The 15,920-nt window shown below is 66.9% G+C and carries 12 protein-coding genes; 5 read left to right on the top strand and 7 right to left on the bottom strand.

Annotated features, from left to right (window positions below):
- Positions 1 to 9 precede the first annotated feature (9 nt).
- The 7 genes from ASE91_RS07620 to ASE91_RS07590 all read right to left on the bottom strand — a co-directional run bounded on the left by ASE91_RS07620 (position 10) and on the right by ASE91_RS07590 (position 9,331).
- On the bottom strand, positions 10 to 2,202 hold the full coding sequence (locus ASE91_RS07620; RefSeq protein WP_056624516.1) for a TonB-dependent siderophore receptor: 2,193 nt from the start codon (positions 2,200 to 2,202) through the stop codon (positions 10 to 12).
- Between the two features lie 213 nt (positions 2,203 to 2,415).
- Entirely contained in the window at positions 2,416 to 3,570 is a 1,155-nt protein-coding gene (locus tag ASE91_RS07615; RefSeq protein WP_055996443.1) for a M20 aminoacylase family protein, read from the bottom strand.
- Positions 3,571 to 3,589: 19 nt separating this feature from the next.
- Positions 3,590 to 4,084, bottom strand: coding sequence for an Lrp/AsnC family transcriptional regulator (locus ASE91_RS07610; RefSeq protein WP_055996446.1), 495 nt, complete (start codon positions 4,082 to 4,084; stop codon positions 3,590 to 3,592).
- 38 nt (positions 4,085 to 4,122) lie between these two features.
- Entirely contained in the window at positions 4,123 to 5,499 is a 1,377-nt protein-coding gene (locus ASE91_RS07605; protein WP_056624513.1) for an aminotransferase class III-fold pyridoxal phosphate-dependent enzyme, read from the bottom strand.
- A gap of 315 nt (positions 5,500 to 5,814) precedes the next feature.
- Positions 5,815 to 6,882 carry a tartrate dehydrogenase gene (locus ASE91_RS07600; protein WP_056624506.1) on the bottom strand — a complete coding sequence of 356 codons (1,068 nt, stop codon included), beginning with the start codon at positions 6,880 to 6,882 and terminating at the stop codon, positions 5,815 to 5,817.
- The gene (locus ASE91_RS07595; RefSeq protein ID WP_056624710.1) at positions 6,879 to 8,303 is read right to left on the bottom strand and encodes an NAD-dependent succinate-semialdehyde dehydrogenase; all 1,425 of its coding nucleotides are present in this window, start codon (positions 8,301 to 8,303) and stop codon (positions 6,879 to 6,881) included. Before ASE91_RS07595 ends, ASE91_RS07600 begins: the two co-directional genes overlap by 4 nt.
- A 41-nt stretch (positions 8,304 to 8,344) precedes the next feature.
- Positions 8,345 to 9,331: a GNAT family N-acetyltransferase gene (locus ASE91_RS07590; protein WP_156357723.1), complete on the bottom strand. Its 987-nt coding sequence runs from the start codon at positions 9,329 to 9,331 to the stop codon at positions 8,345 to 8,347.
- 246 nt (positions 9,332 to 9,577) lie between these two features.
- On the opposite strand from ASE91_RS07590, the gene ASE91_RS07585 reads away from it, so the two are divergent.
- The 5 genes from ASE91_RS07585 to ASE91_RS07565 are packed head-to-tail and all read left to right on the top strand — an operon-like array spanning position 9,578 to position 15,918.
- Positions 9,578 to 10,858, top strand: coding sequence for an NAD(P)/FAD-dependent oxidoreductase (locus tag ASE91_RS07585; protein ID WP_056624703.1), 1,281 nt, complete (start codon positions 9,578 to 9,580; stop codon positions 10,856 to 10,858).
- A complete protein-coding gene (locus ASE91_RS07580; RefSeq protein ID WP_235530374.1) occupies positions 10,855 to 12,381 on the top strand; it encodes an ABC transporter substrate-binding protein in 1,527 nt (508 codons plus the stop codon). The genes ASE91_RS07585 and ASE91_RS07580 overlap by 4 nt, the downstream gene beginning before the upstream one ends.
- A complete protein-coding gene (locus tag ASE91_RS07575) occupies positions 12,378 to 13,337 on the top strand; it encodes an ABC transporter permease (RefSeq protein ID WP_056624500.1) in 960 nt (319 codons plus the stop codon). The genes ASE91_RS07580 and ASE91_RS07575 overlap by 4 nt, the downstream gene beginning before the upstream one ends.
- Positions 13,334 to 14,131, top strand: coding sequence for an ABC transporter permease (locus ASE91_RS07570; RefSeq protein ID WP_056624495.1), 798 nt, complete (start codon positions 13,334 to 13,336; stop codon positions 14,129 to 14,131). The genes ASE91_RS07575 and ASE91_RS07570 overlap by 4 nt, the downstream gene beginning before the upstream one ends.
- On the top strand, positions 14,128 to 15,918 hold the full coding sequence (locus ASE91_RS07565; RefSeq protein ID WP_056624492.1) for an ABC transporter ATP-binding protein: 1,791 nt from the start codon (positions 14,128 to 14,130) through the stop codon (positions 15,916 to 15,918). The genes ASE91_RS07570 and ASE91_RS07565 overlap by 4 nt, the downstream gene beginning before the upstream one ends.
- Positions 15,919 to 15,920 lie beyond the last annotated feature (2 nt).

The following is a 15,920-nucleotide window of genomic DNA, read 5'->3' as shown; positions in this document are numbered from 1 at the left end:
CGAGGTAGTTCAGTAGGAATAGCCGACGCGGACCATGAACTGGCGCGGCGCGCCGGGCAGCGTCCACAGCCGCGAATAGGAGCTCGGGAAATAATGTTCGTCGAACAGGTTCGTCACCTCGCCCGACACGCGCAGCCGCTCGGTCGGTTCGTACGACGCCATGACCCGGGTCAGCGTATAGGCGGGCAGATAGTAGAATTCGCCGTTCGCAAAGCGGAAGCCGGTCTCGCCCAGCCGCTTGCCGACGTAGTTCACGCCTGCACCCAGCGTCAGCCGGCTGCTGCCGATATCGAAGTCCTTGAACAGCAGCGCGCTGCCGCTGTTCTTGGGAATGTTGAGCAGCGGATCGCCTTCGCGCAGGCCGAAGCCGAAATTGGGGTCGAGCGCGTTCTGCGCCACTTCGGCATCGATATAGGCGTAATTCAGCTGGACCCGGAACCCGGCCGGCAGGTTGCCCGACAATTCCGCCTCGACGCCCTTGCTGCGCGCCTTGCCCACCGCCAGCGAAAAATTGGCGTTGATCGGGTCGGCGGTCAGCACGTTGTCCTTCGTCGTCTTGAAGAAGGCGAGCGTACCGGTCAACCGCTTGCGTAGGAGCGATATCTTCGCCCCGACTTCATAGGACACGGTGCGTTCGGGTTCGAAGGCGTTGTTGTTCGCGTCGGTCCCGTTGTTCGGGCGGAAACCGCGACCGTAATTCGCGTAGATCGAGACATCGTCACCGAACAGATAGGTTGCGCCGACCGACGGGCTGAACGCGGTCTTTTCCTGCATCGTGCGACGCGCAGCGACGCGGTCGTCGACGATCTGTTCGAAATTGTCGAAGCGACCGCCAAAGCGGACCTTCAGCGCATCGGTCACGTCGACCTGATCCTGCAAATAGGCACCCCAGCTATTCTGCCGTTCCACATAACTTTGGAACCGGCCGGGGACGGGCAGCTTGCCATAGACCGGGTTGAAGATGTCGATGCGGTTGCCGAGCGCCAGATTGCCGGCAGTCTGCGACGCTACGACGGGCGGGCGATAACGGTTCTGGACGACGTCGAGCTGGTAATCGTCCCAGTCGGCGCCGACGATCATGTGATGCTGCAGCGGCCCGGTGCCGAATTCGCCGCTCACTTCCCCGCGGAAGGTCAGGTCGGTCGTCGAATAGTCACGTTCGCGGCGCTGGCGCGACAGGGTGGTGCCGTCGGTATAGATACGCTGACGCCCGGCAGCGAGTTCGGCTTCGGTCGACACGCCCTTGAAGAAGGTGTCGCGATAGCCGACGCCGAGCACCAGCGACCAGTCGGGGCTGAAGTCATGCTGCAACTGCGCCTGATGGCCCATGGCGCGGACATGGACCGGGCCGTCGCCCGGTTCGCCGAAGAAGCGTTCGCGCGGTACCAGCTTCAGATCGCCGGTCGGCGCGACGATGCCGCGATCGAAGACGACCTTCTGGTCGATATACTCGAATTCATAGCTGATCGAGCTGTCCTGCCCGAGCTTGGCGAGGATCGACGGCGTGACCGTGACCTTCTCGCTCGACAGGAAATCGCGGAAGCTGTCCGCCGACTCGGCGGCACCGGTCACGCGCACCGCGACCCGGTCCGACAGCGGCACGTTGAAATCGCCTTCGCTGCGGAAATTCTTGTAGCTTCCCGCCGACAGGATCACGCCGCCATGCAGGTCGAAACCCGGCTTCTTGGTAATGATGTTGACGGTACAGCCCGGCTCGCCGCGCCCGAACAGCGCCGAATTCGGCCCCTTCAGCACCTGCACCTGCTGCACGTTCGACGTGTCGCGCGCGCCGCCATAGCCACGGGCGGCGTTGAAGCCGTTGACCAGATAGTTGCTGCCCGCACCTTCGTCACCGCTGAAACCGCGACAGGCGAACACATCGAACAGACCGCCGAAGTTGTTCTGCCGGGCGATGCCGGTCGCGAAGTCGAGCGCATTGTCGAGCCGGGTGATGCCGGCATCCTTCAACGTTTCCGACGACAGGATCTGGATGCTCTGCGGCACCTCGATCGTCGGAACGTTCGCCACATATTGCTGGCGAACGCCCTCGACGACGATCTCGCTCTCGCCGGGCTGCCCCGCCTCCTCGGGCGCGGTTGTCGAGGCAGTCGTGGCGGCGGCCAGTTCCTGTGCCGACACCGTGGTCGGTGCCAGAAGCGCCAGATTGGCGGCGCTGAAGAAAAGCAGATGTCGGTTGCGCATTTGAACCCCCAAGCGTGAAACGGCTATCGCGTCGTCCTCGACCTGATGGCGTCCCGACCTTCGTCCCGGTTTCGATGGACCGGCTGGTCGATGTAGCGCCACCTCTGCGGCATCTGCATCATGCGGGGGGGGCTCAAGCATTTTGTTGCGAAGCTGTGACACCTTCGGAACGAAATGCGGCTTTGGGCGTGGTGCGCCGACGCATTCGTGCCGTCAGCCGACGGGAAGCTGATTCCTAGCCAATTCGGCGAACCACGCGATGCCGATCGGCGTCACCGCGTCGTTGAAGTCATAGGCCGGGTGATGGAGCGCCGCGACATGGGTGTCGTCGCGCTGGCCCATCCACAGATAGGCACCGGGCCGGGCACGCAGCATGAAGGCGAAGTCCTCCGACGTGAACGCGGGGGCCGGTGCTTCCAGCGCATCGCCGCACACCGCCCGTGCCGCCGCCAGCGCGATCGCGGCGCTTTCGGCATCGTTCACCGTCGCGGGATAATAGCGGATATAGTCGACCGCGATCTGCGTCTCGCTCGACCGGGCGACCCCGTCGCAGATCGCGCGTAGCGACTCCTCGATCCGGTCCTGCACTTGCGGAGAGAACGTCCGGACGGTGCCGGTCAGCGTCACCGTCGCCGGAATGACGTTGTGCGAATCGCCACCATGCACCTTGGTCACCGACAGCACCGCGCTTTCGGTCGGCGGCAGGCGGCGGGCGACGATGGTGTTGAGCTGCTGGACCAACGTCGCCGCGGCGAGGATCGCGTCGGGCGTCTGGTGCGGCATGGCGGCATGGCCGCCCTTGCCGGAAATCACGATGTCGAACCGGTCGGCGGCGGCCATGATCGGCCCCGGCCGGGTACGCGCGCTGCCCAGCGGCAGGTCGGGCCAGTTATGGAGCGCGAACACCCGATCACACGGAAAACGGTCGAACAGCCCGTCGCGAACCATCGCATCGGCCCCGCCCTGCCCTTCCTCCGCCGGCTGGAAGATGAAGTGGATCGTACCCGAAAATTCCCGCGTTTTCGCCAGATGACGCGCCGCGCCGATCAGCGTCGCGCTATGTCCGTCATGACCGCAGCCATGGAACACGCCCGGCGTCTTGCTGGCATAGGGCAGACCGGTCTGCTCGGCGAACGGCAGCGCATCCATGTCGGCGCGAAAGCCGATCGCACCGTTGCCCGGACCGTTGCGCAGCGTACCGACCACGCCCGTACCCCCGATACCGGTCGTCACCTCCAGCCCGGCGGCGCGCAGCGCTTCGGCGACGATCGCGGCGGTACGGTGTTCGGCAAAGCCCAGTTCGGGGTGCGCATGCAGGTCGCGGCGCAACGCGGCGAGGTCGGCAAGATCCTGGTCGTCGATACGCATCGTCGGGCGCCTTTCGTGGTTAGCTCCGTTCGTCGAACAGCGCCTCGATCGGGTCGTAGCGTTTCACGATCGGAGATTTGAGTACGATATAGCTGAAATACTTCTCGATCCCGAAATCGCTTTCAAGGATCGATTCGATCAGCTCCTGATATTGCGACACGTTGCGGGTGATGAACTTGACCAGATAGTCGTATCCGCCGCTGACCAGATGGCATTCGACGACCTCGGGCACGTTGCGCGCGCGCTGTTCGAAACGCGAAAAGTCGCCGGTGCGGTGATCCTTCAACGTGATCTCGGTAAAGACGGTCAGCGTCTCGCCCAGCTTGGCGAGCGCGACATGTGCGCCATAGCCGATGATATATCCCGCCTTTTCCAGCCGCTTGACCCGCGACAGGCACGGGCTGGGCGACAGGCCGACCGCATCGGCCAGATCGACGTTCGTGATCCGCCCGTTGCGCTGCAATTGCGCAAGGATGCGGAAGTCCAGTCGATCGAGTTTGGGCGATGGTGTCATACAGGAGACTTTATCTCATCATTCCGTTACCGCAACGTCTATCGTAGGGCCGCGCGAACCTCGGCCATGTCCGCTACCTCATCCAGCGTCCGCGTGAGCCGCTCAATCAATGCAGCCATATCGGTTTCATCGCAACTGATCGCGGGTGCCAGACCGATCGTGCCGTCGGCGAAGGCGCGAAAGATGATGCCGTTGGCATAGCCGGTCCGCGCCAGCTTGTCGGGCAGGCCGACCGCCGGGTCGAACCGGGCCTTGCTCACCTTGTCCGCCACCAGTTCGATGCCGGCCAGCATCCCCGCCTGACGGACGTCGCCGACCAGCGGATGATCGGTGATTGCCGCCAGCCCGGCGGCCAGTTGCGGCGCACGGGCGATCCCGTTGGCAAGGATGCCGCCCTCGTAGAGATCCAGCACCGCCAGAGCGACGGCAGCCGATACCGGATGCCCCGAATAGGTCGCACCATGTCCGACCGGCAGGTGATTGTCGGGACCATCGGCGATGCCGGCATAGATCTCGTCGGTCATCAGCACCGCGCCCATCGGCGCGTAACCGGCGGTCAGCCCCTTGGCGAGTGTCATCAGGTCGGGGGTCACGTCCTCGGTTTCGCAGGCGAACATCGGCCCGGTACGGCCGAAACCGGTGATGACCTCATCGGCGACCAACAAGATACCAAGTTCGCTACACGCCCCCCGCATCGCCCTCAGCCAGCCCCTCGGCGGAACGATCACCCCGGCCGACCCCTGCACCGGTTCGGCGAAGAAGGCCGCGACATTGTCTGCACCGATGTCGGCGACCTTCGCCTTCAGCGCGGCGACACTGGCGTCGATCACCGCCTGCGGGTCGCTGCCGACCGCGTGGCGATAGGGATAGGGTGCCGGAATATGATGCTGCCAGTCGTGCGGCAGGTCGAACAGCCGGTGGAACGCGGGCAAGCCGGTGATACCCGCCCCGTTCGACGATGATCCGTGATAGCCCTTGTCGAGCGCGATCACCTGTTTCTTGGTCGGGCGGCCCTTGGCATTCCAGTAGTTGACGATGAAGCGCAGCGCGGAATCGACCGCGTCCGACCCGCCGAGCGAGAAATAGACCCGCTCCAGCCCCGGCGGCGACAGCTCGGCCAGCCGCTCCGCCAGCCGGATCGCCGGTTCGCTGGCGAAGGAGAAATAGCCGGTGGCATAGGGCAGCCGCCGCATCTGCTCCGCCGCCGCCTCGACGACGCTTTCATGACCATAGCCGATATTGACGCACCACAACCCGGCAAACGCGTCGAGCAGCCGGTTGCCGTCGCCATCGGTCAGATACATGCCCTGCCCACTGGTCAACACGGTCGCGCCCCGCGCCTCGTGCCCGCGCCATGCGGTGACCGGGTGGATGAGGTGGCGGCGGTCGGCCTCGATCAGCGAATTGGAAAACATGGCTGGCCCTGTTGTCTGATGATGGGGCCAGTGTAGGGGCGGACGACGATGGTGGGAGCGATCCTGCGCGCCGCGCGACGCAGCCAAGCTGCCGTACTTCGCAGGCGTGCAGCAGATTATGCCGCGGGCCGCTTATCGTCATTCCAGCCAGAGCAGAATCTTTGCCAAGGCCGCGCGCTCGGCTCCGCCTTGACCGTACCCCCGCGCAGGCGGGGGTCCAGGGTGCCGGGCACAAACCATTGTTCTGCTTGGCTCTGAAACCCGCCTGCGCGGGGGCACGGCGATTTTGCGGTTAAGCGCGAGACCGACGCCGGCTCAGCCGATCGCCGCGGCGATCGCCTTCCCGCATTGCTCGGTATTCGCAGATCCTTTCAGATCGCGGGTTCGACCGTTGTCGCTGGCCAGCACCGTTTCGATCGCCATCACGATCGACTTCGCCGCCGCGTGTTCGCCGAAATGATCGAGCATCATCGCCGCACACCAGATCTGCCCGACGGGATTGGCGATCCCCTGTCCCGCGATATCGGGTGCCGAACCGTGCACCGGTTCGAACAGCGACGGCACGCTGCGATCAGGGTTGATGTTGCCGCACGGCGCGATCCCGATCGTGCCGGTGCAGGCCGGACCCAAATCGGACAGGATGTCGCCGAACAGGTTGGACGCGACCACCACGTCGAAGCGATCGGGGTTCATGACGAACTGGGCCGCGAGGATGTCGATATGATATTTGTCGGTGCGGATGTCGGGGTAGCGCACGGCCATTTCGGCGACGCGGCTGTCCCACCACGGCATGGTGATGGCGATGCCGTTCGACTTGGTCGCCGACGTCACATGCTTGGCCGGACGCTTCTGCGCGAGGTCGAAGGCGTAGCGCAGGATGCGGTCGGTGCCGATGCGGGTCATCACCGTTTCCTGCAACACGACCTCGCGATCGGTACCGGGAAAAGCGGTGCCGCCGATCGCCGAATATTCGCCCTCGGTATTTTCGCGGACGATCATCATGTCGATGTCGCCGGGTTTGCGGCCGGCCAGCGGGCACGGCACGCCCGGCATCAGCCGCGCCGGGCGCAGGTTCACATATTGATCGTATTCGCGGCGGAACTGGATCAGCGAATCCCATAGCGAGATGTGATCGGGCACGGTGTCGGGCCAGCCGACCGCGCCGAAGAAGATCGCATCGACATCGCCGATCCGCTCCTTCCAGTCTTCGGGCATCATCCGGCCGTGGCGGACATAATAATCGCAGCTCGCGAAATCATGCCATTGTTGCTCGACCGTGAAGCCATGGGCCGCCGCCGCCGCTTCCAGCACGCGGATGCCTTCGGGAATGACTTCCTTGCCGATCCCGTCTCCGGGAATGACTGCAATCCGATAGTTGTTCACAGGCCCTTCAATCCCCCCCAATGGAACGCTTTCGTTTCCAGATATTCGTCAATGCCTTCGCGGCCGCCCTCGCGGCCCAGACCCGATGCCTTGATCCCGCCGAACGGCGACATTTCCATCGCGATGCTGCCGGTGTTCAGCCCGACCATGCCGAACTCCAGCGCCTCGCCGACGCGCCATGCGCGGTGCAGGTCCTCAGTATAGAAATAGCTGGCGAGACCGAACGGCGTGGCATTGGCAAGGTCGATCGCCTCCTGCTCGGCCGAAAAGCGAAAAATCGGCGCGACCGGTCCGAAGGTTTCCTCCGACGCCAGCCGCATGTCGGCGGTGGCCCCGGTCAGCACCACTGGCCGGGCAAAGCGTTCATTCTGCTCGACGCCATCGGGCGCAGCGGCGATCTTCGCGCCCTTGGCCAGCGCGTCGGACAGATGATCGGCGACCTTCTGCGTCGCGGCGGCGTTGATGAGCGGGCCGATCGTGACCCCCTCCGTCCGGCCGTCGCCGACCCGCAGCGCCCGAACCGCCTCGCCCAGTTTCTCGACGAAGGGGTCGTGGATGCCGTCCTGCACCAGAATGCGGTTGGCGCAAACGCAGGTCTGGCCGGCATTGCGGAATTTCGACGCCATCGCGCCGGCGACGGCGGTGTCGAGATCGGCATCGTCGAACACGATGAACGGCGCGTTGCCGCCGAGTTCGAGGCTCAACCGCTTCAGCGTATCGGCCGACTGCTGCATCAGCAGCGATCCGACCCGCGTCGATCCGGTGAACGACAATTTGCGCACTACCGGCGATGCGGTAAGCGTCGCACCGATCGCCTGCGGCAGGCCGGTGACCATGTTGACGACGCCCGCCGGCATTCCCGCCCGTTCGGCCAGCCTGCACAGCGCAAGCGCGGTATAGGGGGTCAGCTCGGACGGCTTGATGACGACGGTGCAGCCCGCCGCCAGCGCCGGCGCGACCTTGCGCGTGATCATCGCCGCCGGAAAATTCCACGGCGTGATCGCCGCACAGACGCCGACCGGCTCGCGCGTGGCGAGAATGCGTCGGTCGCTGGTCGGGGCCGGAATGGTGTGCCCGGAAATCCGCCGCCCCTCACCCGCGAACCATTTCACGAACGACGCGGCATAGGCGATCTCGCCCTTCGATTCGGCCAGCGGCTTGCCCTGTTCGGCGGTCATGATCGCCGCCAGCGTGTCGGCATGGTCGAGGATCAGCGCGTGCCAGCGTTCCAGCGACGTCGCGCGATCGTCGGCGGTCCGCCGCTTCCACGCCGGCAAGGCGGCCGCTGCGGCGGCGATCGCCGCCTCGGTATCGGCCGCCCCGCCCGCGGGGATCGTGCCGACCACGTCGCCGGTCGCCGGGTCGGTCACGTCGAGCGTGGCCCCGTCCTGTGCCGCGACCCATTCGCCGCCGATCAGCATCGATTCGATCAGCAGCCCGGTGCCGCGCAGGTCGTCGTTGCTCAGCACAGCGCCTGGCTCACGATCGCGAACGCCGTCGCCGGGGCGGTCGCCGGCGGCTCCGCGCCCTTGACCATCGTCACGACCCGTCCGACCCGTACCAGTCCCAGTTCCTCCAGCCATGGTCCCAACCCGCTATTGCCGTGAATGTCGAGCCGGATGAACTCACCACTGCGCGAGCCGATCCACTGCGCGATCAGCGCCTGCGCGCGGGTCCGGTCGGGGGCGATGACCGGACCGACGACATACCCGCGCCCGAACCGGCGGAACAGCGCGACGCCGGTCACCTCGTCCCCGTGGGTCAGCACCACGCCATGCGCCTTTTCGCGCAGCACCGTCATCACCGTCGGGCGGTCGAGACCACTGGCGGCGCGCACCAGCGCATCGACCAGCGCGCCGTCGCGCGCGCCCATCGGCCGGATGCGCTCGCCGGCCGCCAGCGGCACCAACGGGGCCTGGAACGCCGCGCCTTGATGCTGCAGGATTTCGCCGATCCCGGTGAAGCCCAGCTTGCGATAGAGCGGCAGCCCGTCCTCGGTCGCGTTCAGCTGGATCGAACCATCGGGGCCGATCGCATCGGCGATCTGGTCCAGCACCGCTTCCATCACGATCCGCCCGATGCCCGCACCGCGATGCCGCCGCGACACGATGACCATGCCAAGCGTGACGATGGCAGGGCCGGCGCGCCACCACATGGTCGTGCCGACGATTTCGCCGTTCAGTTCGGCGACGGTACCGGTGCCGACCGTCAGCATGTCCGACAGGTCCTCGGCCCGGTGCGGCCATTGCTCCGCCTTCGACAGGGCATGTACCCCGGCGATATCATCCTGGGTCATCGGCCGCAGGCGCATCGTCCGGTTTTCGGCGGGCTGGGGATCGGCACTCGTCTGCATCGTTTCGCGTTCCATCATGTCCTCGACCCATGGTGTAACCGGCCGAAGGGCGCAGGAGGTGCCGCGCCGCGCCGCAACCGGCATGGTATCGCGCATAAATCGGCCGTCGACCGGAATATCCTGCCGCCGGGACCCAGACCACCGTCCGTCCCTACCCAGCGAACGACGATGGTCGAACCCGATGGAAATACAGGGCGGGCGGTACGCTGTGCGGTGGCCGGGGCAGCGATCGGCACATATGCCCTGTCGTCCGACCAACTAAGGTGTAACGATGCCGGTACGGTTGGAGCAGATTATGCCGTGCCGAAGCAGCATCGCTTCGATGGGGGACGCGGACACGCGATGAAGCTGGAATCCTATTGGCTGGACAGCGGCGAACGCTTCGCAGGGGCCGAACATGGCCCGGTGCCGGTGCGCGCGTCGGTGGTGGTCGTGGGCGGCGGCTTCACCGGCCTTGCGGCGGCGCGCACGCTGGCGATGGCCGGCGCCGACGTCGTGGTGGTCGAAGCCGGGCGCATCGCGGGCGAGGCATCGGGACGCAATGGCGGCCAGTGCAACAACGGTATCGCCGGCGACTTCGCCGCGCTGACCAGCCGGTTCGGGATCGATCGCGCGACCGCGATCTATCGCGCGTTCGACACCGGCGTCGACCGGGTCGAGGCGATCGTCGCCGAAGAGGGCATCGCCTGCGACTTCGCGCGCAACGGCAAGCTGAAGCTGGCCGACAAGCCCGAACATGCCGCCAAGCTCGCCCGGACCGCGGAACTGCTGTCGCAGACGGTCGAACCCGACATCCGCCTGATCGCCAAAGCCGACCTGCCCGACGAGATCGGGTCGGACGCGTTCCACGGCGGACTGTTGTTCCCGCGCAGCGCTTCGTTGCACATGGGCCGGTTCGCCGCCGGGCTTGCCGGTGCCGCCGTCCGTCACGGTGCGAAACTGTACGAGGATGCCGCGCTCACCGGCATGGAGCGGTTGTCCGGCGGTCGCCACCGACTGACGACAAAGCGCGGCGTGATCGAGGCCGATGCGGTGCTGCTGGCGACCGGTGCGTCGATGACCGGGCCGTTCCGCTGGCTGCGACGACGGATCGTGCCGATCGGCAGCTTCATCGTCGCCACCGGACCGCTGGGGCCGCTGGCGCATGAGATCATGCCGGGGCGGCGCAACGGCACGACCACACGCAACGTCGGCAATTATTTCCGCCTGACCGCCGATGACCGGCTGATCTTCGGCGGGCGCGCCCGCTTTGCGTTGTCCAGCCCGCGCAGCGACACGCGCAGCGGCGCGATCCTCGAAGCGGGAATGCGCCGCATCTTTCCGCAGCTGGCCGACGTCCGCATCGCCCATACGTGGGGCGGGATCGTCGACCTGACTGCCGACCGGCTGCCGCGTGCCGGATCGCGCGACGGCATCTATTACGCCATGGGCTATAGCGGTCACGGCACGCAGATTTCGGTGGTGATGGGCGAGGCGATGGCGCGGATCATCGGCGGCGCGCCGGCAGTGGACGAAAACCCGTTCCACGCGATCGCATGGCCGGCGGTGCCGGGACATTTCGGCCCGCCATGGTTCCTGCCGGCGGTCGGTGCCTATTATCGCTATCAGGACTGGCGGCATTGATCGGCCGGCGCGACGCGATCCGCCTGATCGGCGGCGGCGGGCTGTCGGTCGGGCTGGGTGCCTGCGGGTTCGAACCGGCGCGGCCCGAGCCGGTGGGTGGACGGTTGCGCGTAGCGGTGGCGGTCTCCTCGACCGCCGATACGATGGACCCGGCGCGCCAGACCGTCGTCACCGATTTCTGCCGCTGCGCGATGGTCTATGACGGGCTGACCACGCTCGACGACCGGTTCCGGCCGCAGCCGGCGCTGGCCGAGGCGATCGAGACCGCCGATGCCCGCGACTGGTCGATCCGGCTGCGCAAGGGCGTGCGGTTCCATGACGGATCGCCGCTGACCGTCGCCGACGTCGTCTATTCGCTGCGCCGCCACCTCGACCCCGCCGTCGGATCGAAGGCGAAGGTGTTCGCCGACCAGTTCGCTTCCGTTCGCGCCGATGGCCCCGACCGGGTGCGCATCGTGCTGAAATCGCCCAATGCCGATTTGCCGACGATCCTTGGCATTCAACAGTTCCAGATCATCCGCGACGGCACGCGCGATTTCAACCGTCCGATCGGCACCGGCCCGATGCGGATGGTCGAATATATTCCGGGCGTCCGCTCGCTCGCCGCGCGGTTCGACGATTACTGGCGCGGCGCGGTGCGGCTGGGCGAATGCGAACTGTTCGCGATCGCCGACGACAGCGCGCGGATCAACGCGTTGCTGTCGGGCGATGTCGACCTGATCCATGCGATCAATCCGCGCATTGCCCGCCATCTGACCGGCGCAGGGTTCAAGCTGCTCGAAACCAGATCGAGCGGCTATACCAACCTGATCGCGCGGCTGGACCGGGCACCGGGCAACCATCCCGATTTCGTCGAGGGTCTGAAACTGCTCCTCGACCGCGAAACGATGCGGACGGCGATCTTTCGGGGCTATGCGACGATCGCCAACGACCAGCCGATCGCGCCGACCAACCCCTATTACGACCCGAGTGTGCCGCAGCGGCCGTTCGATCCCGAACGCGCGCGCTTTCTGTTCCGGCGCGCCGGGCTGGCGGGCACGCGGGTGCCGATGGTCACCTCGACCGCCGCCGACAAGTCCGACGACATGGCCGTCCTGATCCAGGATGCGGCGGCGCGTGCCGGCATCGGCTTCGACATTCGTCGCGTGCCGTCCGACGGCTATTGGACCAACAGCTGGATGAAAGTGCCGTTGGGGTTCGGCAACACCAACCCGCGCCCCACCGCCGACATCATCTTCACGCAATTCTTCGAATCCAACGCGCCTTGGAACGAGAGCGGGTGGAAGAACGGGCGGTTCGACCGGCTGCTGGTCGCGGCGCGCGGCGAAACCGACGAGGCCCGCCGCAAGTCGCTGTATGGCGAGATGCAGCATCTGGTCCATGACCATGCCGGCATCGGCATCCCGCTGTTCCTCAGCCTGCTCGACGCGCACAGCCCGCGCGTGAAGGGGCTGCGCCCGATGCCGCAGGGGGGATTGATGGGGTTCGATTTCGCCGCCCATGTCTGGCTGGAGGGCAAATGACGCTCTCGCCCCTCGCCTCGCTGATCGTGCGCCGGATCGGCGCGTCGCTGGTCACGCTGCTGTTCGTGTCGCTGGCGGTGTTCGGCATCGCGCAGTTGATGGAGGGCGACGTGGCCGAGGCGATCCTCGGTCAAAGCGCCACGCCAGAGGCATTGGCGGGCCTGCGCGCAGCGATGCATCTCGATCAGCCGGCATGGGAACGCTATCTCGACTGGGCGACCGGCGTGCTGACCGGCGATCCGGGGCGCTCGCTCATCACCGGGCTGCCGGTGTGGGAGATGATCGCCGCGCGGCTTGGCAATTCGCTGACGCTGGCCGGGCTGACCGCGTTGGTGTCGGTGCCGTTCGCGCTGCTGCTCGGTATCGTCGCGGCGGTGAAACGCGGCACGGCATTCGACCGCGCGATCAGCATCGCGACGATCGGCATCGTCTCGGTGCCCGAATTCCTGATCGCGACGCTGGCGGTGATGTTGTTCGCGGTGACGCTGCGCTGGCTGCCGGCGCTGTCGTCGACGCGCGACGTGCATTCGACATGGGATCTGGTCCGGGTCTTCGCGCTGCCGGTCTTCAGCCTTGCCTGTTTCGTCATGGCGCAGATGGTGCGGATGACGCGTGCGGCGGTGATCGACGCGCTCGACACCTCCTATGCGGAGGCGGCACGGCTGAAGGGCTGTTCGCCCGCGCGCGTCGTGCTGCGCCATGCCCTGCCCAATGCCGTCGGGCCGATCGCCAATGCGATCGCGCTCAGCCTGTCGACCTTGCTGGGGGGCGTGATCGTGGTCGAGATCATCTTCAACTATCCGGGCGTCGCGCGGCTGATGGTCGATGCGGTCGCGACCCGCGACCTGCCGCTGGTGCAGACCATCGCGATCATCTTCTGCATCGCCTATCTGGTGCTGGTGACGGCGGCCGACGTCGTCGCGATCCTCGCCAATCCACGGTTGCGCCGCCGATGAGCCGGCTCGCGACCAGCGGCCGGATTGGCCTTGCCCTCGTGCTGCTATGGGTGGCGGTGGCGCTGGCCGGCCCGGCGCTCGCCCCGCATGGCGTGGGGGAGATCATCGACCTCGACGTGTTCGGCCCGATCAGCCGCATGGCCCCGCTCGGCACCGACTATCTCGGCCGCGATATGCTCAGCCGGGTGCTGTACGGCGCGCGCTACACGGTGTTCATCGCCTTCGTCGCGACGGCACTTGCCGTCGTGACCGGCGTGCTGCTCGGTCTTGCCGCGGCGGCGGGGGGATGGGTCGACACGCTGCTGTCGCGGCTGTTCGACATCGTCATCGCCATTCCCAGTCTGATGTTCGCGCTCGTCGTGATCGCGGCGACCGGCGCGTCGATCCCGGTGCTGATCGGGACGCTGGCGGTGATCTATACCCCCGGCGCATTCCGCACCGCGCGGTCACTCGCGCTCGGCGTCATGGCGCTCGATTTCGTGTCCGCCGCGCGCGCGCGGGGCGAACGCCTGCCCTATATCGTGGTGCGCGAGGTGCTGCCCAACGTGACCGGGCCGCTCGCCGCCGATTTCGGGCTGCGCTTCGTGTTCGTCGTGCTGCTGCTCAGCGGGCTGTCGTTTCTGGGGCTGGGCGTACAGCCACCCGATGCCGATCTGGGCGCGCTGGTCCGCGAAAATATCGCCGGCCTCGGCTTCGGCGCGCCCGCCGTGCTGTTTCCGGCGGTGGCGATCGCCTCCCTCACCATCGGGATGAACCTGTTGATCGACTCCCTTCCCGGACGGCGCCGGCGATGATCGCTCCGCTGGCGCGTATCGAACATCTGCGCATCACCGCCGCCGGTGAGGACGGGCGCGAGATCGTGATCGTCCCCGATTGCACGCTGTCGGTAGCACCCGGCGAAGTGCTGGCGCTGATCGGAGAATCGGGGTCGGGCAAGACGACCATCGCGCTGTCGCTGCTCGGCTATGCCCGGCCCGGTTGCCGCATCGCCGGCGGCATCATCGAGGTGGCGGGCCAGCGGCTCGACACGGCGAGTGCCGAGGAACTGCGCGGCGTTCGCGGTCGCACCGTCGCCTATGTCGCGCAGAGCGCCGCCGCCGCGTTCAACCCGTCGCTGACGATCATGGCGCAGGTCATCGAACCCGCGCTGATCCACGGCACGCTCGACCGGGCGGCGGCGGAGGAGAAGGCGAAGGCGCTGTTCCGGCGGCTCGCCCTGCCCGATCCCGACGGCGTCGGCGCGCGCTATCCGCATCAGGTATCGGGCGGGCAATTGCAGCGGCTGATGGCGGCGATGGCGCTCATCACCGATCCCAAGCTGGTGATCTTCGACGAACCGACCACCGCACTCGATGTGACGACGCAGATCGAGGTGCTGAAGGCGTTCAAGGACGCGGTCCGCGATCTGGGCACCACCGCCGTCTATGTCACCCACGACCTGTCGGTGGTGGCGCAGATTGCCGATCGCATCGCCGTGCTGAAGGGCGGCGAAGTCCAGGAACTCGGCACCACCGAACAGATCCTGTTCGCCCCGGCCCATGACTATAGCCGCGCGCTGGTCGCCGCCGCCGCGCCGCGCAAGCCAGTCGACGTTCCCGTTGCACAGGACCGGCCATTGCTCGACCTGTGGGGCGTCGTCGCCGGCTATGGCGGGACCAACCATGACGGCAGCCCGCGCGTAAAGATCCTCGACGGGATCGACGTGACGATCCGGCGCGGACAGGTGCTGGGCGTGATCGGCGAATCCGGCTGCGGCAAGAGTACGCTGGCGCGCGTCGTCGCCGGGCTGCACGCGCCGACCGCCGGCCGCATCCTGCTCGACGGCAAACCGCTCGCCCCCGTCGTCCGCCGCCGCTCGCGCGACGAACTGCGCCGGGTGCAGATGGTGTTCCAGAGCGCCGACACCGCACTCAACCCCGCGGTCAGCGTCGGCGCGGCGATCGCCCGCCCCCTCGCCTTCTACCACGGCATGGATCGCCGGTCGGCACGGGCGGAGGTCGCGCGGCTGCTCGACCTCGTCCGCCTGCCCGCCGCGCTTGCCGACCGGTTGCCGGGCGAATTGTCGGGCGGGCAGAAGCAGCGCGTGAACCTCGCCCGCGCGCTGGCGGCACGTCCCGAACTGCTGCTGTGCGACGAAGTGACCTCGGCGCTCGACCCGGTCGTCGCCGAAGCGGTGCTCGACCTGCTGATCGAGCTGCGCCGCGAACTCGGCCTCGCCTATATGTTCATCACCCATGATCTGGAGATCGTGCGCGCGATCAGCGACGATGTGCTGGTGCTCTATGCCGGCCGCATCGCCGAACGGGTGACGCGCGACGGGGTCGGCCATGGTGCGCATCACCCCTATACCCGGCTGCTGACCGCATCGGTGCCCGAATTGCGCCCCGGCTGGCTGGAGGAAACCCCCGCCCGCGACGCGAACACGACCGGCGGCGCGCGAATGCGGGACGTCGGGTGCAGTTTCGTATCACGCTGCCCGCTGGCGATCGATGCCTGTGCCACGCAGATGCCGCCGTTGCTGGCGGAGGGCGATCGGCATATTTACTGCCACCGGTCGATCGAGACGCTGGCGGGGCAGTAAGG

The sequence above is a fragment of the Sphingomonas sp. Leaf62 genome (assembly GCF_001421915.1).
Classification (GTDB): domain Bacteria; phylum Pseudomonadota; class Alphaproteobacteria; order Sphingomonadales; family Sphingomonadaceae; genus Sphingomonas.
This window is presented reverse-complemented; position numbering and strand designations above follow the sequence as displayed.